22 protein-coding genes and 4 pseudogenes are annotated in these 23,772 nt (G+C 58.0%); 15 read left to right on the top strand and 11 right to left on the bottom strand.

The annotated features are described in order from the left end of the window. Positions 1-55: 55 nt before the first annotated feature. Positions 56-232 (top strand): annotated as a pseudogene (locus P3T22_RS13030) (DDE-type integrase/transposase/recombinase); the annotation flags it as partial. Between the two features lie 258 nt (positions 233-490). On the opposite strand, the gene P3T22_RS13035 reads toward P3T22_RS13030, so the two are convergent. Further along, on the bottom strand, positions 491-1,375 hold the full coding sequence (locus P3T22_RS13035; protein ID WP_063495840.1) for a LysR family transcriptional regulator: 885 nt from the start codon (positions 1,373-1,375) through the stop codon (positions 491-493). 161 nt (positions 1,376-1,536) lie between these two features. Between P3T22_RS13035 and P3T22_RS13040 the strand changes: the two genes are divergently transcribed. The 3 genes and pseudogenes from P3T22_RS13040 to P3T22_RS13050 all read left to right on the top strand — a co-directional run bounded on the left by P3T22_RS13040 (position 1,537) and on the right by P3T22_RS13050 (position 4,836). Then, complete coding sequence (locus P3T22_RS13040; protein ID WP_063495839.1) at positions 1,537-2,637, top strand: alkene reductase; 1,101 nt, start codon at positions 1,537-1,539, stop codon at positions 2,635-2,637. 110 nt (positions 2,638-2,747) lie between these two features. After that, positions 2,748-3,536 (top strand): annotated as a pseudogene (locus P3T22_RS13045) (IS5 family transposase); the annotation flags it as partial. Positions 3,537-3,846: 310 nt separating this feature from the next. After that, positions 3,847-4,836, top strand: a complete 990-nt coding sequence (locus P3T22_RS13050; RefSeq protein ID WP_429325163.1) for a zinc-dependent alcohol dehydrogenase family protein — start codon at positions 3,847-3,849, stop codon at positions 4,834-4,836. A gap of 105 nt (positions 4,837-4,941) precedes the next feature. Here P3T22_RS13050 and P3T22_RS13055 read toward each other — a convergent pair. From P3T22_RS13055 to P3T22_RS13065, 3 genes and pseudogenes are all read right to left on the bottom strand, one after another. Then, positions 4,942-5,064: pseudogene (locus P3T22_RS13055) on the bottom strand (IS5/IS1182 family transposase); the annotation flags it as partial. Between the two features lie 35 nt (positions 5,065-5,099). Next, positions 5,100-6,371 carry a DUF3443 domain-containing protein gene (locus P3T22_RS13060; protein ID WP_429325164.1) on the bottom strand — a complete coding sequence of 424 codons (1,272 nt, stop codon included), beginning with the start codon at positions 6,369-6,371 and terminating at the stop codon, positions 5,100-5,102. A 10-nt stretch (positions 6,372-6,381) separates the two neighbouring features. Next, on the bottom strand, positions 6,382-6,840 hold the full coding sequence (locus tag P3T22_RS13065) for a DUF2844 domain-containing protein (protein ID WP_063495836.1): 459 nt from the start codon (positions 6,838-6,840) through the stop codon (positions 6,382-6,384). Between the two features lie 508 nt (positions 6,841-7,348). Here P3T22_RS13065 and P3T22_RS13070 point away from each other — a divergent pair. Both P3T22_RS13070 and P3T22_RS13075 read left to right on the top strand, forming a co-directional pair. Then, positions 7,349-8,050 (top strand): annotated as a pseudogene (locus P3T22_RS13070) (transposase). A gap of 549 nt (positions 8,051-8,599) precedes the next feature. Further along, the gene (locus tag P3T22_RS13075; protein ID WP_429325165.1) at positions 8,600-9,244 is read left to right on the top strand and encodes a flavin reductase family protein; all 645 of its coding nucleotides are present in this window, start codon (positions 8,600-8,602) and stop codon (positions 9,242-9,244) included. Positions 9,245-9,395: 151 nt separating this feature from the next. Here P3T22_RS13075 and P3T22_RS13080 read toward each other — a convergent pair whose 3' ends face one another. From P3T22_RS13080 to P3T22_RS13095, 4 genes are all read right to left on the bottom strand, one after another. Continuing rightward, positions 9,396-10,514 carry a porin gene (locus P3T22_RS13080; protein WP_429325166.1) on the bottom strand — a complete coding sequence of 373 codons (1,119 nt, stop codon included), beginning with the start codon at positions 10,512-10,514 and terminating at the stop codon, positions 9,396-9,398. A 142-nt stretch (positions 10,515-10,656) separates the two neighbouring features. Further along, entirely contained in the window at positions 10,657-11,964 is a 1,308-nt protein-coding gene (locus P3T22_RS13085; protein ID WP_429325167.1) for an MFS transporter, read from the bottom strand. Between the two features lie 138 nt (positions 11,965-12,102). After that, on the bottom strand, positions 12,103-13,647 hold the full coding sequence (locus P3T22_RS13090) for an acyl-CoA synthetase (protein ID WP_429325168.1): 1,545 nt from the start codon (positions 13,645-13,647) through the stop codon (positions 12,103-12,105). 116 nt (positions 13,648-13,763) lie between these two features. After that, positions 13,764-14,714, bottom strand: coding sequence for an alpha/beta hydrolase (locus P3T22_RS13095; protein ID WP_201788159.1), 951 nt, complete (start codon positions 14,712-14,714; stop codon positions 13,764-13,766). A 275-nt stretch (positions 14,715-14,989) separates the two neighbouring features. Between P3T22_RS13095 and P3T22_RS13100 the strand changes: the two genes are divergently transcribed. The 5 genes from P3T22_RS13100 (at position 14,990) to P3T22_RS13120 (ending at position 18,101) form a co-directional block, all read left to right on the top strand. Continuing rightward, complete coding sequence (locus tag P3T22_RS13100) at positions 14,990-15,127, top strand: hypothetical protein (protein ID WP_158515260.1); 138 nt, start codon at positions 14,990-14,992, stop codon at positions 15,125-15,127. A gap of 97 nt (positions 15,128-15,224) precedes the next feature. Continuing rightward, positions 15,225-15,905: a TetR/AcrR family transcriptional regulator gene (locus tag P3T22_RS13105; RefSeq protein ID WP_148662140.1), complete on the top strand. Its 681-nt coding sequence runs from the start codon at positions 15,225-15,227 to the stop codon at positions 15,903-15,905. 392 nt (positions 15,906-16,297) lie between these two features. Next, the gene (locus tag P3T22_RS13110) at positions 16,298-16,960 is read left to right on the top strand and encodes an EthD family reductase (protein ID WP_063495829.1); all 663 of its coding nucleotides are present in this window, start codon (positions 16,298-16,300) and stop codon (positions 16,958-16,960) included. Positions 16,961-17,145: 185 nt separating this feature from the next. Next, positions 17,146-17,328, top strand: coding sequence for a hypothetical protein (locus P3T22_RS13115; RefSeq protein ID WP_429325169.1), 183 nt, complete (start codon positions 17,146-17,148; stop codon positions 17,326-17,328). Continuing rightward, positions 17,325-18,101, top strand: coding sequence for an SDR family NAD(P)-dependent oxidoreductase (locus P3T22_RS13120; RefSeq protein ID WP_429325170.1), 777 nt, complete (start codon positions 17,325-17,327; stop codon positions 18,099-18,101). Before P3T22_RS13115 ends, P3T22_RS13120 begins: the two co-directional genes overlap by 4 nt. A gap of 86 nt (positions 18,102-18,187) precedes the next feature. On the opposite strand, the gene P3T22_RS13125 is transcribed toward P3T22_RS13120, so the two are convergent. The 3 genes from P3T22_RS13125 to P3T22_RS13135 form a co-directional block, all read right to left on the bottom strand. After that, entirely contained in the window at positions 18,188-18,616 is a 429-nt protein-coding gene (locus P3T22_RS13125) for a nuclear transport factor 2 family protein (RefSeq protein WP_429325171.1), read from the bottom strand. A gap of 121 nt (positions 18,617-18,737) precedes the next feature. Continuing rightward, complete coding sequence (locus P3T22_RS13130; RefSeq protein WP_063495825.1) at positions 18,738-19,220, bottom strand: MarR family winged helix-turn-helix transcriptional regulator; 483 nt, start codon at positions 19,218-19,220, stop codon at positions 18,738-18,740. Positions 19,221-19,270: 50 nt separating this feature from the next. Then, positions 19,271-20,080 carry an alpha/beta fold hydrolase gene (locus tag P3T22_RS13135; protein ID WP_063495824.1) on the bottom strand — a complete coding sequence of 270 codons (810 nt, stop codon included), beginning with the start codon at positions 20,078-20,080 and terminating at the stop codon, positions 19,271-19,273. 120 nt (positions 20,081-20,200) lie between these two features. On the opposite strand from P3T22_RS13135, the gene P3T22_RS13140 reads away from it, so the two are divergent. From P3T22_RS13140 to P3T22_RS13155, 4 genes are all read left to right on the top strand, one after another. Further along, complete coding sequence (locus P3T22_RS13140; protein ID WP_063495823.1) at positions 20,201-20,602, top strand: tautomerase family protein; 402 nt, start codon at positions 20,201-20,203, stop codon at positions 20,600-20,602. A gap of 259 nt (positions 20,603-20,861) precedes the next feature. Then, complete coding sequence (locus tag P3T22_RS13145) at positions 20,862-21,758, top strand: alpha/beta hydrolase (RefSeq protein WP_429325172.1); 897 nt, start codon at positions 20,862-20,864, stop codon at positions 21,756-21,758. 48 nt (positions 21,759-21,806) lie between these two features. Beyond that, on the top strand, positions 21,807-22,562 hold the full coding sequence (locus tag P3T22_RS13150; RefSeq protein ID WP_429325173.1) for an enoyl-CoA hydratase/isomerase family protein: 756 nt from the start codon (positions 21,807-21,809) through the stop codon (positions 22,560-22,562). A gap of 445 nt (positions 22,563-23,007) precedes the next feature. Continuing rightward, positions 23,008-23,748 (top strand): carbonic anhydrase, encoded by a 741-nt coding sequence (locus tag P3T22_RS13155; protein ID WP_429325174.1) that lies wholly within the window; start codon positions 23,008-23,010, stop codon positions 23,746-23,748. The last annotated feature ends 24 nt before the right edge of the window (positions 23,749-23,772 follow it).

Raw genomic sequence — 23,772 nt, forward strand, 5'->3', positions numbered from 1 at the left:
GGGCGGCAGCTTCGATCCAGAACCACGATTGCCTGAGCTGCTCGCGTCGCGATATGCAACGCGCAAACCCGGCAGCACATGGCATCAGGACGAGATGTTCGTGACGCTGCGCGGCGAGCCGTATCTGTTGTGGCGAGCGGTCGACGAGCAATGTGCCGAACTCGACGTGCTTGTGCAAAAGCGGCGCGAGGTCAAGGCGGCTGCACGCGTGAACAAGCGCGCCAAGAACAGCCATCTAATAAGGATAACTACACCTTCTGAACAAAGAAAGTCTACGCTTGTCCAGTTGACAGAGCCCGGCATCGGCGTCGTGCTTGCCGCCTCGCTGCATCACCACCGCTTCCCGTCCAACTTCGTCTCGCGCATTGCGTGAGCATGCGCATTTCCATCACAGCGCGAGACGTTCGTCATCGTTTCATCCGGGGATAGCGTGGGACGTCACTTCCCAAATAACCCGGGACGTAACAATCCAGCTGGCACCATAAAGGCATCAGATGTGCAAGTGCTCGCTTATGTAGTCAATGAAAACGCGCAGCTTGGGCGAAGCATAGCGGCTAGCGGGCCATAGTATCCAGAAGACAACTTCGCTATTCACATAGTCATCCAACACTGTTATTAGCTGACCGCATTGCAACGCGTCACGCACCAGGAAGGCTGGCAGGAACGCAATGCCCCTGCCCAGAATGGCGGCGTGAGCAAGTGGCTCGATGGTGTTCGACGTCATGGTCTCGCGCAGAACCAACTCGGGCTCGGATGCATCAAGCCGGAGGTGCCAGCGGTCTAGCTTCCCCGTGGAAGTCCATTTGTGCAGCAAGCAGAAGTGGCCTTCAAGCTCGCGCGGCCGGGTAGGCACGCCATGACGCTTGAAATAGGTGGGCGATGCAACCAGCACATACGAACAAGAACCCAAACGGCGTGCCGCCAGGCGCGAGTCGGTTAGTTCGCCGGTCCTGATAACGGCATCGAAGCCATCCTCAATGACATCAACCATGCGGTCGGACATTTCGATGTCCAGTTCAATTTCCGGATAGCGTTCCATGAAACCATCGAAGGCCGGCATCATCAAACCGCCCAATTGGGGCGTGCCCACGCGCAAGCGCCCGCGCGGATTGCCAGCCAGGCCCGACAGCTCAGCCTCGGCAGCATCAACCTCGCTCAGGATGCGGCGGCAACGCTCCAGGAAAACGGTTCCCTCCGCGGTCAGCGTGATGCTCCGAGTGCTGCGGTGGAACAATCGCACGCGTAACCGTTCTTCCATCCTGGCGATGGCCTTGCCAACCGCAGAGGATGAAACACCCAGCTGTCGCCCCGCTGCGGTAAAGCTGCGCGTCTCAGCAACTTGCACAAACATCGGAATTCCACTCATGCTGTCCATAAGCACTTCCTGTCCGAAATGGCGGCTACTTTAGCGCGTCCAGTGTACTGCGATCCAACATTGCAGACATTTTTTCCGATGTGTTCGGCATCGCCGGGTATTTTTCTAAATAGGCCGAGGCTCTATATTGCTCACGACCGTCACTTTGAGGAACCGACATCATGTCCAAGCTGCATACCAGCGTCCAAGTAGGCCCACACAAGATTGCCCATCGCGTAGTCCTTGCGCCGCTCACCCGCATGCGCGCCGAACCAGGCGCCATTCCAGGCAAGCTGATGGCGGAATACTATGCCCAACGTACTTCCGAAGGCGGCTTCCTGATTGGCGAAGCCACCATTACCGCGCCCAACGGCAATGGCTACTTGGGTGCTCCCGGGCTCTACGACGATAGCCAGATTGCGGGCTGGAAACTCGTGACCGATGCCGTTCATGCTAAAGGTGGGAAGATCTTCCTGCAGCTCTATCACGCAGGTCGTCAGTCCAACAGTGAACTGCAGCCAGGGGGCGCTCAGCCGGTGGCGCCTTCCGTCGTCGAGCATGGTGGAGTCGCTTTTGGAAAAGCGGGCTGGATGGAAAACACTCCCCCCAAAGAACTGACCATCGCTGAAATCAAGGAGTTGGTGGAAAGTTTCCGCTTGGCGGCTAAGCGCGGCATTTTAGCTGGTTTTGATGGTGTTGAACTGCATGGTGCTAACGGCTATCTGCTGGACCAGTTCCTGCAAGATATTAGCAACAAGCGCACTGACAACTACGGTGGCTCAATTGAAAACCGTAGCCGTTTCCTGTTGGAAATCGTGAATGCTGTGATTTCGGTCTGGGGCAGCGATCGCGTAGCAGTGCGCCTCGGCCCGAGTGGCAGGTTTGGCGACATGGGCGACAGTGATCCGGAAGCTTTGTTCACCCACGTCGCGCGTGAACTGGATAAGCTGGATCTCGCGTACCTACACCTTATCGAGCCGCGCATCCTCGGGGTGATCGAGGACGAAAAATGGAGTCAAACGCCTGCAGCGGCGCGCCTGCTCCGAAAGTACTTCAGCGGCACTATCATCGTCGCTGGTGGCTTCGACGGGCAATCTGCCAATGACATTCTGGAAGCCGGTGATGCTGACCTCGTCGCATTCGGCCGCCACTTCATCGCCAATCCCGATCTGCCGGAACGCCTGCGCAAAGGCTGGCCGCTCAATCCATATGACCGCGAGTCCTTCTTCGGCGGCACTGAAGTGGGTTATACGGACTATCCGTTCTACGCAGAGGCTGCCTGAACGTATTACCGTTGCCTCACCTCGCAGGCTGCGGAAATACCTCCCCACCAAATCACCCGAACGGTCCGTTCAAACGTTGTTACCACTGCGCAGACCACTTTGAGCGAATCATGCGCGGCGCCGATACCGTCACCGAGAACCTATTCACCTTGCGTAAGCCGGGAGACTTGGTTCCGGCCGCTCATCCACTGCGCACGATTCGCAAGATGGCCAACGCAGCGTTGGTCAAGATAGACCGCTTGTTCGCCGGGATGTACGAGGCAGGGATCAAAGGTGGACGGCCCGGCATTGCCCCGGAGAAGTTGCCGCGCGCGATGCTGTTGCAAGTGCTCTACAGCGTTCGCTCCGAGCGGCAGTTGATGGAGCAGATCCAATAGAACCTGCTGCTTCATTGATTCGTCGGGTTGTCGATGCACGATGCCGTCTGACTCCCCACCGTCTTCACCAAGAACCGTGAGCGGTTGATTAAACATGACGCAGTCATTGAATTCTTCAACGAGGTTGTGGACATTGCTGAGGACAAACACTGGTTTTCAGGCTAGCACTTCCGTGTGGACGGCACGCTGATTCAACCGTGGGCGAGTCATAAAAGCTTTGTGCGCAAAGACGATGATCAGGACCCGGGAGAAGGCGGGAACTTCAAGGGCGAGATTCGCAGCCATGAGACGCATGAATCGAAGAGCGACCCCGATTCGCGGCTGTATCGTAAGGGTAAAACGGCAAGCGAATTACGCTACATGGGCCACACCTTGAGCGACAACCGCCACGGGCTGATCGCCAGCGCCGTGGTGACGCTGACCGATGGCTATGCTGAGCGCGAAGTGGCCAAAGTGCTGATCCACGATGCCCGCCAGGCACTTGGCGACACAACGCGCGAGATCACTCTCGGGGCGGACAAGGAGCTAAAAAGCATAAGTGAGCGTCATAAAAAAGCCCAAAAAAGCGAAATTACACGGTCGATATTCCAAATTATGAGAAGCATGCTGCTAAAAATTCCGATCAAGCTTCATGGCTCAATAAAGTCGGCCTGAATTTCCGCAGCCTGCCAGGTAAGCGTAATGATGCGGACCTTGACTACGAGACGGGTCCGGCATCTATCGCACTGGTCAACAGCTTGATCGAGAAAGAGATGGCTGTGATGGAAGCGCCCATGCTTCCGGCTCGGCTCGTGCAATTAGCTGCGGCATACCACCAAACTAAAGGTTTACCATGTCACGTATTATTCAATTTGCCGCCACCGGCGGCCCTGAAGTGCTTTCCTACAAGGACGTGAACGTCGCGGAGCCGGCAGCCGGCGAAGTGCGCATCCGAGTCAAGGCCATCGGCTTGAACCGCGCCGAATCCATGTGGCGCGCCGGCGAATATATCGAGGAAGTCAAGCTGCCGGCCCGACTTGGTTACGAGGCGGCCGGTATCGTCGACGCCGTAGGTCCTGGCGTCACGCAGTTTGCAGTTGGCGACGCCGTCAACACCGTCCCAGCGTTTTCGCAGAACCAGTACGGCATGTACGGCGAACTGGTCCTCGCGCCGGTCTCGGCCGTCGTACCACATCCGCCGTCGCTGACGTTCGAGCAGGCGTCGTCGATCTGGATGATGTTCATCACCGTCTACGGTGCCTTCATCGAGGCAGCCAAGCTTGGCGCGGGCGACGTGGTGTTGATTCCGGCGGCATCAAGCAGCGTGGGCCTTGCCGCAATTCAGCTGGCAAATATGATCGGGGCTACACCGATCGCGCTGACCCGCACCAGCGCCAAGCGCGAACAACTCCTCGACGCCGGTGCCGCCTTCGTCATCGCCACCGAAGAACAAGACATGGTGGCCGAGGTGCTGCGCATCACTGACGGTGTTGGCGCGCGCGTGGTGTTCGATCCCGTCGGCGGCCCTAGCCTCGGCAAGCTGATCGAGGCTATGACGACGGGCGGTATTCTGCTCGTGTACGGCGCGCTGAGCGAGGAGCCGTCGCAGCTGTCCTACTTGGATCTGCTGATTAAGCTGCCGACTATTGTCGGTTACACGATCTGGAACACCAGTGGCGACCCAGTCCGTCAAAAGGCTGCAGTTGACTTCATCCTCGCTGGTCTCGCATCCGGCGCGTTGAAGCCGATGATTGACAAGACATTCACGTTCAATGAAATGGTCGAGGCGCACCGCTACCTTGAATCGAACGCTCAGTTCGGCAAGATCGTCGTGACTGTATAGGCGCGTCGAAATCCAGCGGCAGGCGTGCAACTCCGCCAGCCGCTGTGACACAAACCCATTATTGATAGAAGGTCTCCATGCATGCGTTGTTGCATGGAGACAAGGCTGGACCAGCAGCGACGCGACCTGCGAGGGATCGTCTCCCTCCTGAGCGGTGAGCGTGTGCGCCACGATCCGCACCGTGCTGGCATCGACCGCCAGATGCAGCTTGCGCCAAGTGCGGCGCGACGCTGACTGCGCGGCGGTACTTCGCGCGCGGCGGCTCAGTACGCAATATATGGCCCCTTTCCTGCAGGCGTCGATTGTTGCTCGACGGCAGCATAGATGTTACGCCCGTAGAAAAATGGCATGCCCCAGACGAAGATAGTCGGGGTGGCAAATGCCGGACCGGCAAGCAGCGGCATCACCGAATCGCCGGCATCATTCAGCCTGAGTTCCGCGGCATTGCCGACAGCAAATGAGACAGCACTGATCGCACCATTCACACCTTCAATCATTGCGCTCAACTGCTGGGTCGATGCAGGGCAGTAAAACGAGTTGTTTGGAGTTGCGCAGACCGGTAGCGCGCTGGTTTGAAAGAAGAGCCCGGTCGAGCCGCTGTCCATGACGCTCCGCGAGTAGGTCATGCCATTTTGCACTGTGCTGAACGTGCCGGTGGACGGACTGACCCCGATCACCTGCGCACTGCCCAGGCCGTTATTGCTCCGCGTGCCAATACCAAACACCAGTTGCCCGCTGAGCGAGGCTTCGCCGCCTGACGACGCGGCTGGCAACAGCAAAATCGAACCGTTGTTATCGGTCGCGAAGTAGGGAATCGGATTGGCAACCTGCACGTTTTCGGCGACGGCGATCGACGTGCAACTGGTCCCGACGCAACTGTAGTAGGTCGCCGGCACTGCATTCTGCACGCAGGCCGGACCGCAATCGTGCTTGAACACGCCAATGCCGAGCACTCCGTTGGCCGCCAGACTCGTAGGGGTGTTCCGCGACGCGCCGACACTACTGCAGTCCGACGGCGTTGCGCTATAGCCCTGATCGATCACCTGAATCGGCAACGACGCGGCTTTTTCACCGCTGATCTGTACATCAGCCAGCCGCACCGAGCCCCATGTATAACCGTCGAAGAACTGCATGCATTCGGCAAGCGGATTGCCGGCGCCATCCTGCTCCTGCGGCAGTGCCAAAGACACCGGCAATTGAGCGGCGAACACCCGCAGCCCCGAGGAGCCCGTGTCGACTTGCACGTGATCAATGGTTTGACACTGCGTCGTGCCCGGCACGCACAGCGTAACGCTGACGAAGGGTATATTCGGCACACCGATTACGCCGAAATCGACGGTCACCGCTGCTGCGTTAGAGGCTAGCGCTTGGGGCGCGGGGGCTATATTCGTGAGCGATTGCGCGGGTGCCAACGTGCCGGATGAACTGCTGCTCCCACCGCCGCCGCCGCATCCGACCACCAACACTGCAAGCAATGTAGCGGCGAGCAGCTTTAAAAGCCAATCTGAATTATGGAGCAAACCCGGAGCGGGCATGATAGCTCCGCTATTGAATGACACTGGCGTCGACGCCAGCGGGGAGCGCTTGCGGCAGATACGCGTAACCCGCGAACGCACGTAAATGGCCGCCCGAGAACACCACCAGCGCATCGTTCGAAACGGCAAGCGGGGTTGCCCGGCGCGTCGCGGTGGCCGCGACGTATTGATCGAAAGCCTCGCCCAGTGCAGCCTTCAGGTTCGGCAAGGTCGGGCCTTCCCACGCGACGCCGAACACGATTCCGTTCGCCGCGACATACTCGCGCACCACGGTGCCCGACGGCAGCGTAATCAGATGCACCGTGTACGCGAATTGCGATGTGGCGCCGTGTGCCGTGGCATGCATGCGAACCTGGTCGCTGCCTACGCTGCTGACTCTTTCGCCAAGGGCGGCCTGTGCGGGTAAAGACAGCGCACAAGTCACCACGAGCGTTGCACGAGCAATGCCAGTACGATATATCGATCTCATGAGCTTCCCCTCCAGATGCCGCCTTCACCCGTGACATTTAATATGTAATGCGAACTATTAGTCCGGCGTTTATGGATTTGTTTTTCGATGGTCCCACCGCTTGCGTCGAAAGCGCATTGGCCTTTCCACGATCACGCGTGCGAGGTTCTGGTATCGCTTCCGTGGATTGTTCAGGCTTGATATCGGCCGCAACAGACTCGCTTGTGAGGCTCATACAGCAATGACCGTGCCATGAGGGCGCAAACGCTTGCTACGCGACAAGCGGCGTTGTTCCCGTGCGGTCGACGAGTGCCAGACAGGCGCCTAATGTTTCGCAACCGTTACACGTCAGAGGCTTGACCTGGTTGGAAATGATCATTTCGCATGTAAGCGGTCATGTCCATGCCACCCCACGCGTCCAGCGCCCATAAGGCTAGAGCGAGGGTTCCTATCGAATATTCAGCGCAGCCAGACGGCAACGAACAAGAATCGAAGTGCCGCAAAACCTGTCTCAACATTGAGACGGGATGTGGGCCGCATTGGAGATGGCCGTCATCGCATCCGAAGATGGCGCATCGCGTGGAACTGGCCGGAGTACGAAGCGGGCCTGCGTAGCCGAGGCAGTCCGACGCTGTGGATCAAGCCCGTGGCGCCGACGCAGTGGCAGGCGCCTCGCCGCACCACGCCGGGCGGCCAGCCGCGCTATTCGGGTCTGGCGATTGAAACGGCCCTGATGCTGGGCAGCGTGTTTCGGATGCGCTTGCGCCAGACTGAAGGACTGCTCGGTTCGGTGCTCCAGTTGATGGGGCTGACGCTGCCGATTCTCGATCACACCACACTGAGCCGCCGCGCAGTCAGCATCGCGCCGCACTTGGCGCAAGCTGCATCTGGCGGTCGATGCCAGCACGGGGCGGATCGTGGCGCACACGCTCACCGCTCAGGAGGGAGACGATCCCTCGCAGGTCGCGTCGCTGCTAGCAGCAGACCCGGGCGAGATCGGGCGGTTCATCGGCGATGGCGCCTATGCCGGCGCCCCGACGTACCAGACGGTCGCACAGCATAGCGCGGCCGCACAGATCGTGATTCCACCGCGATCGACGGCGGTGCGCGGCTGCCGGCACGCGCCCCTGATGCCCAGCAAACCGAAGCGGCCATCGGCGTGGCGGTGCTCAACCGCATGCTGGTTGCCGCACGCCCGAAGTCCGTCCGCAGTAAGGTTCAAGCAGCATAGTCCGCAGGGCAACGGGCATGTTCAGTCCAACCTTGCCTCCATGTAACAACGCCGGTTGAATGACGTCTTGCAGTAAACGGCAACGGTTGTCCCGGCCAATCGGCGTCATCGCGTCGTGGCCGGCGGGCTGAATATTCCGCGCCCTGCAAAACTCACCGCGTTTGCCGCAGGTGAATTCAATTTTTGTTCATCTCCAACAATGTTCGTTCGTATCAGTTTCAGCTTGAAATTACGCGCATATGCGATTATTCTGGGGTTCGACATTGAGAGTAACGCAGTTGCGTCAGATAACTTGTGACCCATGGTGATGGCAAGGTTCATATCCCGTAACGCCGCAGTCCTTTAACACGCGACAAAGGAAAAGGAGCCGCAGACTCAGGCACCTCCCTGCACGCCTCAGTGTAGCCCCCTACGTTCTGGTTATTCAATGCCTTGAAAAGCGGAGTGCCTTTGGCATCGCCACGTTAGCCGGACAACATAAACTCACCTCCACAAGCAGAGATTCACTTTGAACTGCGTTATACCTCGACAAAACATGAGGAGACGGAAATGGAACTGAAAGCACCGCACTATCATTTCTACGAACCTTCGCTTGGTCACGGATTACCCCACGACCCATTCAATGCGATTGTTGGCCCACGGCCAATTGGCTGGATCTCAACGCGGGATGCCAATGGGGTCGCCAACCTCGCGCCGTATAGCTTCTTCAGTGCGTTCAACTACACGCCCCCCATCGTCGGATTTTCGAGCATAGGGTCGAAAGATTCGCTGCTGAACATTCGGGAAACGGGCCTTTTCGGCTGGAACCTGACGACGCGCTCGCTCGCACACCAAATGAATACGAGCTCTGCGTCAACACCAAAGGAAATCGACGAATTCAAACTGGCGGGTTTGAGCTCATTGTCAGGACGCGTTGTGGACGTTCCATTGGTCGAGAAAAGTCCCGTCCGCTTCGAATGTCGTTGTACCCAAATTATCCAGCTCACAAAGATTGATGGAGATGCCGTCCAGACATGGCTCGTACTCGGCGAGGTCGTGGGCGTTCATATTGACAAGACGCTTCTGCGTGACGGCGTCTACGATACAGCAGCCGCGCATCCGGTCCTGCGCGGTGGCGGCATGGCCGACTATTTCGAAATTTCTTCCGATGCGCATTTCCAGATGCATCGGCCTCGTTATCCAGGGTCTGCTTAAGACAGCAGGCGCTGCGCATTGCCGAGACGCCGGTTAAAGGTTCCGAAGGCATTGGGTTGACCCAGTACCTTCGGTATGCCAAGTGTCTCAACCGATACTCATGTCGGCAACTGGCCGGCTTGCAGCGCGTTCGCCCCCCTCGATAAGGCAGTCAGAACAAGTGCCTGATACCAACCGAGAATGCTTTGGGGCTTGCTCCCAACACGGTGGGGTAATTGAGCGCGGCCGTTCCGGCCCACAAAATCGCCGCAGATCTCGAGTCGTTGTTGATCTGACCATAACTTGCATAGACGATCGTTCGTTTGGAAAGCGGATGCTCGTATGTAATGCCCAAGGTGGTTCCCGCGCCATGTCCGTTTGAATAGTCGAACTCTGTTCGCAGAGCCTCGGCGATGATCCGATCTGTGTAGATGACCGGAATGCGGACACCAAGCCAATACGTGTACGTATTCGAAAACGTCTGCGCGGTGATAGTCGTGTTGTCACTTGATGGATTAAAGCGGTAATAGCCAGCGAATACCTGTACCACCTTGAAGTCGAATGAACCACCCACCATCACTTCCGTCTCCCACGCGGGGTCCGCAAGCGGCGTTATATCCGCTGCATATTGGCGAAATCGCGTAAAGCTCGTCGTGAACATCACAGGCCCTGATGCATACGTCGCGCTGCCGCTCAACAATCTGCCACTGTCCCTCGAGTTTCCGTCCCCTGTAGAAACCATCAATCGGAGCGTCAGGTCACGTAGCACCCAAGTACCCAGAATCGAATTGTCGACACGGCTGGTTGCCTGAAACCCGGCATCCGAGGCGGTTGCCTTCCGGCTTTGATATACGCCGTTTCCGCTGACTTGCGTATTGCCCCAGTAGATCTGTGCATTGGCGTCGGAGGCGATCAACGCCAGGCTCATTGGTGAATTCTGACGGCCTGCCGTGACGCTCCACCCCGATGTAGACGTCAGCCCGACCCATGCCTGGCGCCCAAACAACAGTCCGCCCTGTTGAAAAGCGCCAGTGTTGGTGGCAAAGCCATTTTCCACCACAAATTTCGCCTTCAGGCCCCCGCCCAGATCCTCCGTCCCCGTCAGGCCGAACCGGCTCCCGTTACTGACCCCAGATTCCAGTGCAACGAGATTGCCGGATCCATTGCCCGATTTCGCATAGGTAATGGCCGTGTCGATGATCCCGTACAGCGTTACGCTGCTTTGGGCATGTGCATTGTTCATCAAGCAGATCAACCCAATCACCGCCAATCCGGATTTTTTCATTTCCATAACCATCCCAACTCGTTAGTTATACATACCATATCTCGTGCATGATCGCGTGAAATACGGATGCTACGGGCGTGACTTCTCCGCTATCCGATAGACAGGCTAACTGAATGTAGGTAGCGGATCGACTGAAAGACTGTTGGTGCTAAACGCCGCTCGTCTGAAGATCGGCCCCTTTCGTCTCGGGCATGAACAGAATGGCAATAGTTGCCAGAACATTGAGGCCCACGGTATAGGCCGTGAAGATCCAATGCGACCCCATAGCGCTGAGCCATGTGTTCAGATAAGGAGCGGTGCCCCCGAACACGGCAGCCGAAAGCGAAGTCACGAATCCGATGCCGACTCCCCGCCCACCTGTCGCGAGTTGCTCGCACATCATTGCCGGATAGATGGAGCCCACGCTTGCGAACAGAACGAGCGCCACACTTTGTGCCACAAATAGCGACCAGCCGCTGCTGGTGAAAATCGCATCGAGTGGGAACGACAACAATACAAAACCTAACGTGGTGACAAGGGCAAGCGGCCGACGCCCAACTTTGTCCGAAAGCCGGCCGAACAGTGGCATTGCAAGAAGGCAAATCAACTGCGCAGCCAGACTCGCGATGAACGCACTTTTTGCCGCTATGCCTTTCGTCACAATCGCATAGGAAGTAGCAAAGCTCAGCCACGTGTAGTAGACGACTACCGTAGCACTCAGCAGGACAAACATGCGAAGGCAGCTGAGGAAGTAAGCCCGCGAAAATTTCGTAGAGGAAGTTTTTTCAGCGGCGTGCCTTTTCGTCTTGCGAAATACCTCGGACTCCATCGCGGTACGCCGAAGATGAAACGTGTAGAGACCAAGCACCGCACCGAACCCGAACGGAATACGCCATCCCCATGAGAGCAAGTCTTGCGTGCTCAGCAGTTGAGTCAAGAGCACGCCAAGCAGGCTTCCGAGTATCACGCCTGCGGTGATACTCGAGAAAAAGCTGCTTGACCACATTCCCCGGGAGGCGGAAGGGGCGATCTCGCCTACGTAGACGTAAGCCGCGGCGCTCTCTCCTCCGTGTGCGAGACCTTGCACCAGACGGGCTGCAAGAAGCAACACCGAGGCAGCCAGTCCCGCTTTCGCATAAGACGGAATGAAAGCGATCAGAAAGCTTCCCGCGGCCATCAGCAGCATGGTTACGACGAGCGCGGTCCGGCGGCCATGAGTATCGGCGAATCTCCCGAATACCAGACCGCCGACTGGGCGAGCGACAAAACCCACCGCAAAGATCGCCAGCGTCTGCAAGAGCGCCGATACAGGATTGGCAGGGGCAAAGAGCGCCTTCGCGATGAATGGCGCGAACGTGGCGTAGATCGTCCAGTCGAACCACTCAAGGAGATTACCTGTGACTGTTATCCACAAGGCCCTTCGTTGCGCTCCGATGTCTTTGTCCGCATAGCGAATCTCCGTGAAAGTGTCAGACATGTCGTCTCCTTACTTCAATAGGAATAGTTGGGCGGCTCTTTCCGCCTGAAACAAGCGCCTGGAGAATAACTGCCGCATCGGGAAAGTCGTGGCGTAACTTCCGTCCGCGAAACCCGATGCATGTCCCACTGCACGACGCTAAGTACTCGACGAATATTCTTTGCGAAGCTCGGTCTTCAGTACCTTTCCAGCAGCCGACATCGGCCAGTCCCGGTTTCTTATGCTTACGCTTTTGGGAACCTTGTAACGGGCCAGTCGTTCGCGGCAGTGCTGTAACACGTCTTCGGCAGAGATAAAGAATCCTTCCTTGCAACTCACCACCGCATGCACGCTCTCGCCCCATGAAGGACTCGGCAAGCCGATTACCGCGCACATCTGTACTGCGGGATGCTGGTAGATCAAGTTCTCAACTTCAATCGAATAAACGTTTTCACCGCCTGAAATGATCAGATCCTTTATTCTATCTACTACGTAGAGAAAGCCGTTTTCGTCCATGAAACCGATATCGCCAGTATGCAGCCAGCCCCCCGTAAGCGCCTCGCTCGTCTGTTCGGGCCGGTTCCAATAGCCCGCGGTAATATTGGCACCACGGGCACAGATTTCGCCATTTTCTCCGGGCCGCACGCTCTCGCCGTTTTCGTCGAGAATGGCAAGCTCGACACCGAGCGAAGCCTGACCAGCCGAGCGGCGCCGCCTCCTATCCGTCAGGCCCAGATGGTCCTCGTGCTGAAGAATCGACAAGGTTGGCGAAGACTCGGTGAGCCCATATCCCTGCACGAGGCGCGTCACGGGCATCAACGAAATGATGTCGTCGATGACGCGTTCGGGCATCGGCGAACCGCCATAGTAGATTGTCTGCACCGAACTCAGATCGAACTCACGCGCGCGCGGTGACGACGCAATGCGGTTGATCATTGTCGGCACGAGTGAAATATGCGTGATGCCGGATCGTTCTATTTCGTCCATGACCATGACCGCGTCGAACCGGTGAACAAAATAGTGTGTACCGCTAACCATCGTTGTCGCAAAGATTCCTGCCGTATCCGCGACGTGAAACATAGGGGAGGCGTGCAGATGCTTCATGGAGCGGGAAAGTGCAAGGGGGAAACACATACCGAGGCAGTGCGCCATGATGTTTGCGTGGGACAACATCACGCCCTTCGGCGCGCCCGTCGTGCCCCCGGTGTAGTAAATCGCCGCTGTATCGTCCCCGCTTCGTCCGGCGTCAACCCTCTCTTCGCCTGTCAACAAGCTCTCGTAGGGAAGCAGCCCGGAAGCCGCCGTGGCGCGGTCCATCGAAACGAGATGGCGCACGCCTGACCGCGCCACCGGCACCATCGAAACGAGGCTCTCGAATTCACCTCCGAGGGCCAGCACTACCGGCTTGCAGTCGGCAAGCACGATCTCGAGTTCGTGAGGACCGGTGCGCGTGTTGAGCGGAACAGCTATGGCCCCTGTCCAAAGTACCGCATAGTAAAGCTCCAGAAATCGAGCCGAATTGGCGGACAGGATCGCAACCCGGTCGCCTGCGTCGACACCCAGAGCCTGAAGGCCAAACGCAACTTGGGCGACCCGGCGCATCAATTCCGGCCAACTTAAGGTCCCCTCAGGCCCAGCAACCGCTGGTCCGGTAGGGTTGATCTGCGCCGCTCGCCGTATTGCAGCGGTAAGTTGTGTGTGCATTTGAATGTCGGTCCTCGAAATGGAGCATAGAATCGCGCGAGTGCGCCCACAAGATCGTGGAGATCACTCGCGCACAATCGGCGCCCGGAGACCCGGTAGTGTCACCGAAGCCGCTTCTACGCCTGCAGATGTTCCCTGAACCACTCGATCGCAGCTCCGCTCGTTTCGTCGAATTGCATCGTGTAGGTACCGAAGTGACCACCACCGTGAATCAGGACGCGCTTGGGTTCAAGCGCTTCGTTATAGACGGCCAATGCCAGTTCGGGCGCCGCAACGCGATCATGGCGCGCCACGATCATCAGCAACGGCGTGGGACTGATAAATCGCGCCATGGCACCGGGTTCGTATTCGGTCAGAAATTCCAGCGATCTGACGGTCACCTCGTTTAGCCAACCCTCTTCTTGCCGGCTAACCTCGATAAAATCGTCCGTGACTGGCGGCGGCAGCGCGCACGGTTCGTCGCCGTTCGTCGCGAAGACGGGAATCACCGTGTGTGGCGCCCCCAATCCTATGGCGCGTCGTTCCGCGCTGAAACGCTTTCTCCACGCCGACAATTGATCGGGCCTGAAAAGGCGCCCGGCGGTGGCATGTCCGCTCACGAAAGGGATCTGGCTTACGACGCACTTAACCCGCCGGTCGGACGCGCCGATATACAGAACGTGGCCGCCGGCATAACTCGATCCCCAGATGCCCACGCGGTCGGGATCGACGCCAGACTGCATCTGAGCGAAGGTGATGGCGTCACGGAAATCCGCGATCTGCTGATAGGGATCGATATGCTGCCTCACCTTACCGGCGCTGCGACCGAAACCGCGGTGGTCATAAAGAAGCACGGCAAAGCCTGCCTCGCAGAAGGCCTCGGCATATTGAGTCAAAGACGTGATCGTGCCGGAAAATCCGTGCACCATGACGATGACCGGCACTTTATTCGGCAGATCACGCATGTACATCCAGCCTCGGAGCGTGGTGCCGTCTTCCGTCTTGAATTCGATGTCTTGTCGCATGAGCGTTCCTTTATTGGGTTTGCAGAGAACATCCGTTGGAAATTGAGCGATGCCGGTTCGCATTCAAGCAACCGCGCTTTCATCATAATAATTTGCATTCCGAAATGCCCGTCCTGAAGCGATCCGTCGTCCCACCCCTTCCCTCGCCATCGTGAACTGCCCGGCGCTGTCGGCGGCTGATGCGCGAACTCGCGTCACCCGTCACCGGGGCCGCCCACTGCTGCCCAGGCTCAATCGTTCGAATCGCTCTCCAGGAGCTCGGTCATTTCGTTTGAATGATGTTAGTCGCCGTCAAAGTCGAATGTCAACGAAATTCCTCGATATAGGAATTTATCCCTATGTCGATACGCGGATCGCACGACGGGCAGCCGATCGGCGCGTTGGGGCAAACCTTTGGATTCGGCGCCGGCGCGCGGCCCGCACCGGAGCAACGCATTGCCCCGGCCGACGTTGCGTCGCCAGGGTTCGCCAGTTAAGATCTCTCGAATTCACAATGCTCTTACAGATCCGCACGCAGGTGGGGATCTCGAGGTAACGCGCGCCGTGCGCCTAACACCATCCAAATTCAGATCCGTGAAAAATCCTCCTCTTACGAATACGGCTGAAACTGTGGTCGCACCGAGGCGCCGCAAAGGTCGTCCATCCGCGCTCGATCCGAACGTCGGACAGGAAAAGATCATTGCAACGACCACTGCCCTTTTGAAAAAATACAGACCGGCGGAGTTGACGCAGAACCTCATTGCCGCGAAAGCGTCGATCGACCCCAAGCTAATCCGATACTATTTCGGCGATCTCGATGGCCTGCTTACCATCGTGCTCGAACGGCTGATCGATGGGCTCGGCGTCGTCATGGCCAAAGCCAGCACTGCCGGTGGAACGCCGACTGACCGCATGCGTAGCCGTATCGTGGCGCTAACCCGTTATGTCGTGGCGAACCCGAATCTCTGGCCCATGATTTCCGAACGCGTCTATGCATCGGATTCGAAATGGGCAAAGACCGTCCGGTTGGACTTGACAAAATCTGCCTATGTGCGGCTGCTTGCGGTCGTCGAAGACGGGCAAAAACAAGGCGAGTTTTCCACCAACTTTGACCCCCGTTTGCTGTACGTAGCGTTGCTGGGTCTTAGCGAGATTTTTGTCACCGCAAAGGCCATTATCGAGGAGTTGATTCCTGGCTCCCGGTCCGAGGCAGAGAAGATTTATGTCGACTTCGTTGTCAATCTGGTAATGCACGGTATTGCGCCGCACGACTGAGCGCAAATCCATTTCCGCACGCGGCGCGCCCGCCCCTCAGCTTGCCGGAGCCACATACGCTCCCGAACGATGCAACGACGTGAGGGCTTACCCGAGGTGCAAAAAGCCCGCCATCCCATACTTTCCCCTTGTCAGCCCCAAGACATGGGGTGTTCAGGCGAGCCCGACGGGGAGCGTCCCGAACGCTTGCACCAGAAATTTCCAACCACCACTTTTATTCCTCTCAAAAGGAATATATAGTGATTCCGTGCCGTCTGTCATGACACCCACAACCCGCGCCAACGGGTTGACCTATTCACTACCAGACGGTCGAATCGGCTGCAGGTGTTTTCGAAGACGAATCGCCCGGCAACGATATCGGTCGCCGTTCAGGCTCTATAAGGAGAGAAACGATGCTGAAAGTGTGTACGTTGTTCAAGCGAAAGGCCGGCCTTAGTGTGTCGGAGTACCAATCATATTGGGGTGCCGAGCATCCGAATTTCGTCAAGCGCTTGCCGGGGATTCTTGGCTACACTCAAAATCCGCCGTTAGCTGAAACCTTTGAAACAGACACTCCGATCTACGATGGCATCGTCGAACTCCTATTCCCGGACAGTGCGGCGCTGAAGCACTTATCGACAACCAAGGAGTATGAGGAACTCAATCGCGACGAAGAGCAATTTGTGGATCGCTCGACGATCCGGATTGTGCTGACAGATGAATCCGTCTTGAAGGACAGTGCGGCCGCGCGAGATAAACTCATCAAGCGTGTCACGTTCTTCAAGCGCTCACCCGCTCTTTCGCCGGAGGAGTTTCAGCAGCTTTGGCGCGAGAATTACGGAAGCGCCGTAGCGGCTTTGCCGGCGGTTCAGCGTTACGTTCAGTCGACACCCCGTCTGGCGGGTTATCGGGACGGACGTGAGCCCGAGTGGGACGGAATCGATATGTGCTGGTTCTCCAGCCTCCAACAGGCGCGACAAGACGGAGCATTGGCGTCGCTTGATGGGCTCATTGACCGCGATGTGCCAAACCGGCTCTACACCCGGGAAAGCGTCGTGATCAAACCGCGCGCTTAAAACGCGTCAGGACACCTTTGACGCGTTGCGGGAACGCCGGATACTTCTGTGAAGACCGAACACGGCTCGAACTCATGCTTACGGCATCAGTCTCACGGGCACGCCGGACGCGCAGCCGGGTTCGGTCCGGCGTTTCCGGTTCGCACTGCGAAAGCAATCCACTCCTGATAGTTGCATCGTTGCTTATGACTTCGATAAACGATTCGCTGGACATGCTTCTTCCGCCATCAAGTGTGGCGTTGAAAGAGAAAACGCGCCGCTTCATTCAGGCCTATGCGCGCGAGCGCCTTGTCTTTGGTAAGCGGCTTGGCGAACATCAGGGCAGCATGGGTAAAAAGATTCTGACGAGCATGGAGCAAGATCTATGAAGAACACCGATGTCAACTTCGCGCTGGACGGGAAGCGAGTGCTCGTTACCGGCGCCTCCGAGGGACTGGGGCGTCACTTCGCGCAACTGCTGGCGCGCGCGGGCGCGACGGTGGCCATCGTGGCGCGCAACGCCGACAAGCTGGAGGACCTCGCCAGCCAGATCGAGGCGGACGGCGGCACGGCCATCTGGACCACGATGGACGTTACCTGCTCCGAGAGCGTCGCACGCGGCCTCGATTTTTTCGTCTCAAGTGTGGGTGTACCGGATATCGTCGTCAACAATGCAGGACGCACCATCGCGAGGCCGATCCTCAAACAATCCGAGGCAGACTGGGACGCCGTCATCGACACGAACCTGAAAGGGTGCTGGCTCGTCGCAACCGAAGCGGCCCGCCGGATGGTCGAGGTCGGAAAGGAAGGTAACATCATCAATGTCGCGTCGATTCTGGGCCAGCGTGTTGCAGGCGGCGTCGCGCCTTACGCTATTTCAAAGGCTGGAGTGCTGCACGCCACCAAGGCAATGGCCCTTGAGTTCGCCCGCTTCGGCATTCGCGTTAATAGCCTGTTGCCGGGCTACATTTCGACCAATTTGAACCGGGAGTTTCTTGCCAGCGAAGATGGGATGCGACTGCGCAAGAGGATCCCGAGCAGGCGCTTGAACGAGATGACCGATCTGGATGGCCCTCTTCTGCTGCTGGCCTCGGACGCCGGCCGGGGGATGTCGGGCGCTTGCGTCGCAGTCGACGGCGCACACCTCGTGAGTTCGTTATGATCGGCAGCTTTCATGACAAGCGCGCGCTCGGCGCCATCGAAGCGTTCGTAGCGACGTCGGCGAACGCTTCGACCGTTATCGCGTTCTCAGCTCAGGATAAGCTTCGGGTAGCGACGCGGTTCACGCCCTTCAAGAACATCTCGCCCCCGTGCGGTATCCGCGTAAATGCGGCCATAAGCGATTTTGCCGTTGCTTACCTTGAAGAGAAAAAGATGTTCGTTCTCCATGGAGAAACCCGTTTTGGTTTTCGCGCGGGCAACCACGGGCACGAAAATATAGCCGTCAGACTCAACGACCGCCCTCAGGTCATAGTTGAAATACTCGTATTCTTTGTACACATGCGCCCAGAAGGCCAGAAATTCTTCTTTTCCCTTGTACGTTCCGCCGTACGGCAAGGAATCGGAGAATTCGAACAGGACATCGTCCGCCAGGGCGGCGATCAAGTCGGCCTTGTCGTTGGCTTCAAATCCGGTGAATGCCTTCCTGCAGGCTTCCACAAGGTGTTCGTTGTTCATTTTCGTCTCCACGAATATACGTTGATATGCGCCTATGAATTTAAAATAGCCTGGTCACTCATCAAACCTGATGATATGCCGGGTGTCGCCCGACATATCCGTTCCTGCCGCCGTGACCTTGCTATGCGTCAGCGTCGGCCACACTGTCCGCCCACGGATCAAAACCACTGTCCAGCACGGCCCTGAGCGCATCCCGAAGCCGCGCGGCCGGCGACTTGCCATACGCACCTTCGAACGTCGACTGGACTTCACTCCACAAGGGAAGCGCCTTTTTATACCTGGCGAGCCCCGCCTTTGTGATAGCCGCCTGCTTCGCGCGTCTGTCCTCCTTGGACGGAACGATATCGATCAATCCGTCTCGCTCCAAAGGCTTCAGATTCGACGTCAGCGTGGTCCGGTCCATGGCTATTGCTCCGGCCAGCTCCCCCATGGTGATCGATCCGCTTCTTACGAGCTTGTGAAGAATGGAAAACTGCGTGATCCGAAGGTCGGCGGGACTCAATGCCTTGTCATACACCGCGGTGAGATAGCGCGATGCCTGCCTCGCAGCGAGACAATTGCACAGCCCGTCGATGTTGGGAAGCGTGTCTTCGTTCCGTGTCATGAGCGTCTGCTCGATATTCCCTGATACCAGGAATATACGCTCATATCCGCTTATTGCAACCGGACGCTATCCAGGGAGTCCGCCTGAGGGACCGGTAAAGCGCATTCGGAGAGAAAGCCCTCAATGGCAGCCGCAGTATCGCCAGGTTGTTCGAGGTGCGGCCAATGTCCCGATTGCTCGATCCGCACCAGTCTGGCGTTCGGAAAGCGGGTATGCGCCATCTCCGCAACTGCTTCGATGGGCACGACCGGATCCTCTTGCGCTCCGGCAATGAGTACAGGGCCGGCATAGGAACACGGCGCATTGCCTGCGGAGTCGCCGCCACTGAACGCGTCAAAGTATCCTTCTACCGCCGCAACGCCCATCAGAACCTCCTCGCGAACCAGACGTTCGATTTCCTGCTCCGGGAGATTGCGCGAAAAGTGCCTCCGAATCTCTCGCTGCGCGGCCGAATTACCGCCTGAAGTACGCAGGAACGACACCGCTTCAGGAGGCAACTGACTCCCAGCCAACGAGACCGGCGTCAGAAGCACCAGCGCGGCGACGCGCTCAGGGAACTTCATGGCAGCCAGTTCGGCGATCTGGCCGCCCATGCTGTGCCCGACAAGCACCACCCGCTCCATCTGGTGTTTCTCGATCAGGCGCTGAACGTCGGCCGCTGCCTGTGCCAGGGTGTAGGGACCACCATCCTCCCGCAACGAGCCCGCTCCTCGCAAATCGAGCGTGTAGTGCACATACGAGGTTGATTCGAGCTGCTCTATGAGCGGCGACCAAACCGTACGATTGTCGAGAAAACCATGCACGAACACCAAAGAAAGCGGTGTCCGGCTTGTTTTGCTTGCTGATGTGACGACTGACATTTGCCCCTCCTAGTGCAGCGAATCTGAATCTTGCCAAGTACCGCGATGGCACCTATTATGCGCATATCAACTTATTTTTGCGCTCGTGGTAAACACGAAGCCTCACTTCACGGAGACATCATGCCCGTTTTTCACGCCCACATTCCCGCCGGTCGATTCTCGAAGGATCAGAAGAAAGCCATTGGTAATTCGCTGAACCGCTCGCTCGTGGAGGGACTCGGGATTCCGCCGGGCGACCGTTTCATCATGATTAGCGAGCACGGAGAGGACGAGTTGTTCATCGACCCCACCTTCATGGAGATGAGTCGGACCGCTGACGCAATGATTGTCACCGTGCTTATCGGCGCGCACCGCCCTCTCGACGACAAGCAGAAACTTCTCGCGGCGATCACCCGGCTGCTTCACGAAAACGTTGGCATTTCTCCGGACGATGTATTTATCGCCTTGGTACCGGTACCGAATGAAAATTTCTCTTTTGGCCGGGGCGTAGCCCAACTGGCAGAAGTTTCGCCCCGCTGGTGAGCACTGCGATAGGCTGGCGTTCGCCGTTCTTTGCATGGCGGAAATGGATTGTTCGATATCCGTAACATGTGAATTCATTCCGGCTGTATCAATCGACTACGACCGCTCGCTATCATGGTTTCAGTTACTCACTGGTGGAAACAGACTGAAGAGTCCATCAACAGGTCCGGTCTTGCGAAGCGCCCCTATCTATGCCTAATCGATCGATTCGAATCGATCTCCCTGATACAACTGATTCTGTAATGCACAAGGAACGAAGATGACAACGCGGTTGGATGTGGAGTTTGAGGTTGAAGGCAATGAGCGACTGCGCGCTTGGCTGTTTGTGCCAGACGGGGCCACTGAACCCCGCCCAGCCATTTCGATGGCACATGGATATGCCGGCGTAAGGGAACATGGTCTGGAGCCGTTCGCGCGTGCTTTTGCTGATGCGGGCTTCGTCGTGCTGTTGCACGATCATCGTAATTTCGGGGCGAGCGACGGTGCGGTTCGGCAAGACGTGGATCCGTGGCGTCAGATCGCCGACTGGCGCCGGGCCATTTCCTACCTGGAGGAGCGACCCGAGGTCGATGCGTCGCGCATCGGCGTGTGGGGAACAAGCTACGCGGGTGGCCACGTTATCGTTCTCGGCGCGACCGACCGCAGGATACGTGCCGTTGTCTCGCAGGTTCCGACCATCAGCGGTTATGAACAGGGGCTGCGACGCATCCCTCCGGAGGGGATCACCGCGCTCGAAAGCGCACTTTCGGAAGATGAACGCGCGCAAGCTCGAGGCGAGCCGCCGCGTCGGCAAGCCGTTGTGAGTGCGGATCCTACGGTTCCCGCGTCATATCGCGCACAGGACGCCATCGATTTCTATCTGCAGTCCATGCCCCCTGGCATCTGGGAAAACAACGTGACGATTCGTTCGACCCGCGGGGCGCGCATGTACGAACCTGGCGTATGGGTTTCCCGCGTGTCGCCAACCCCGCTGTTGATGGTCGTCGCGCTGAACGACACAATCACGGTGACGGATCTTGCGCTCAAGGCCTATGAACAGGCCCTGCAGCCAAAGCGGCTGGTCACCATTCCGGGCGGACATTTCGACCCTTATCTGGGACAGTTCCCTGCTGCGAGTTCGGCAGCCGTTGCCTGGTTCAAAGAGCACCTTTCCTGAGCGAGGAAGGATTTCATGCCACACCTGACGCACTCGATCGACGACGGTATGGCCGTCATCACCTTGCATAATCCGCCTCAGAACCGCCTTACACCGCAAATGGTCGACGAGTTGGATGCGGCGCTTACCGCGGTCGGCGAAAGCGATGCACGAGCGTTGCTGGTACGCGCCGAAGGCCCTGATTTCAGTTTCGGTGGCGATATCGTGGACTGGCCGGATATGAGTGCACGCGAACTTCGCACACTGTTCGAGCGGTATATGAACTGCTTCAATCGGTTCGAGCGGCTATCGATTCCCACGGTCGCCGCGGTTCAAGGACTATGCTTCGGTGGCGGGCTCGAGTTGGCTGTACGCGCAGACATCATTTTTGCAGCGGAAACGGCTCGTTTTGGTCACCCGGAGCAATCGCTCGCCATCGTGACCCTACTAGGCGGGGTTTATCGCATTGCAGAGAGAGCCGGTCGCTCGAAAGCGATCGAATGGGCCTTGACGTCGGAGCAGGTGCCAGCAGCGGTCATGGAGCGTCACGGCGTGGTGAATCGGGTCGTGCCTGACGGCGAGCTGGCCGATGAAGCGACGGCGTTCGTGGTCAAGCTCGCTGCGGGGCCGACTCGCGCTCATGCAGCTCACAAGGCGCTCCTGCGAATCTGGGCAACAGGCGGTGTTACTGCGGCCGACGAGGCCATGTTTGACATTGCCATGCCGCTTTTCGATAGCAAGGACGTCAAGCTGGCGCTGCCAGCATCCGTCGAAGCCTTCCTGGCGAAGAAGCCACGGCCCGTTTTTCCGTTCACGGGTGAGTAGATCACTGCTGATGAATCCTGGATCACCGCACTGGTCGTTCATAGATTTCGCGTGTTCAAAGAACATGAACACGCATCCGCCAAGAACGACAAACGCGCGGCGTTCAATTATTTTACTTGTTCATACGAACACCAATTTAATCTGAACACCAATGCTCCCGCGCCATCTCACGGACGCCGGGGAGCCCTCGCCTAAACCAACCGTCTCTGTCGCCGGCTTCACGCCTGGGCCAGCGCCTCGTGTTGCTGGCAGTTGCAGAGTTTTCCGGGCACGGCTCCTGCCGACCGTATAGACTCAAACCCATGCAAGTTAGTTGATCTATCTCGTGGCGTTGGGCCGCCACGTGAAGCGCACATAGCCGGCGATCGGTGTGCCAGTTGCGTCGTGATGCGGCAAGACACCTGTTTGCTTGCCGAATGCACCCAGCAATGACGGAGGAAAGCAAATGTGTGATCTATGTGGTGATGCGCAGCACGAGCCTCAAGTATCGCGCCGGGATTTCCTGAAGACCGGCGCACTCGCGGCGCTCCTACCGTGGAGCGTGGGTGCCGCGATCGCGGCCGAGCCGCCAGCGCCAGGCGCATCGCCACCACCGAACTCGATCGAGCCTGCGGACGCGTTGAAGCGGTTGATGGATGGCAATGCGCGCTACGCGGCCAACGCACCGAACGAGCGCGACTTCTCATCGGGGCGTGCCGCCCGTGTCCAGGGACAGTATCCGATTGCCACGATCCTGAGCTGCGCCGATTCGCGCGTGGCGCCGGAGTTCGCGTTCGATCAGGGGCCGGGCGATCTTTTCGTGTTACGCGTCGCGGGTAACGTCGTGAACCCGGATCTGCTGGCATCCGTCGAATACGGCGCCCAGTTCCTGGGGGTGCCGCTGATCATGGTGCTAGGCCACACCGGATGCGGCGCGGTCGACGCCGCAATCAAAGTGCTGAAGGCCAAGACGGTCCTTCCGGGCCATTTGCCGGGACTCATCGCCGCGATCAAACCGGCCGTCATCGCCGCCGGGAAAATGCAGACCGGCAATTTGCTGGACAACGCGGTCGCCGAGAACGTGCGACGGCAGGTGGCTCAACTGAAGAACTCACCGCCGATCGTCCAAAAACTTTACGCGAGCAAGAAGATCGACATTGTTGGCGGCGTGTATGACCTTGCCACCGGCAAGATTGCACTCGTCTAAATCGTTTTGGTTCTGCGCATGGTA

Origin of the sequence: Paraburkholderia sp. GAS348 (assembly GCF_050434205.1) — a bacterium.
GTDB lineage: Bacteria > Pseudomonadota > Gammaproteobacteria > Burkholderiales > Burkholderiaceae > Paraburkholderia.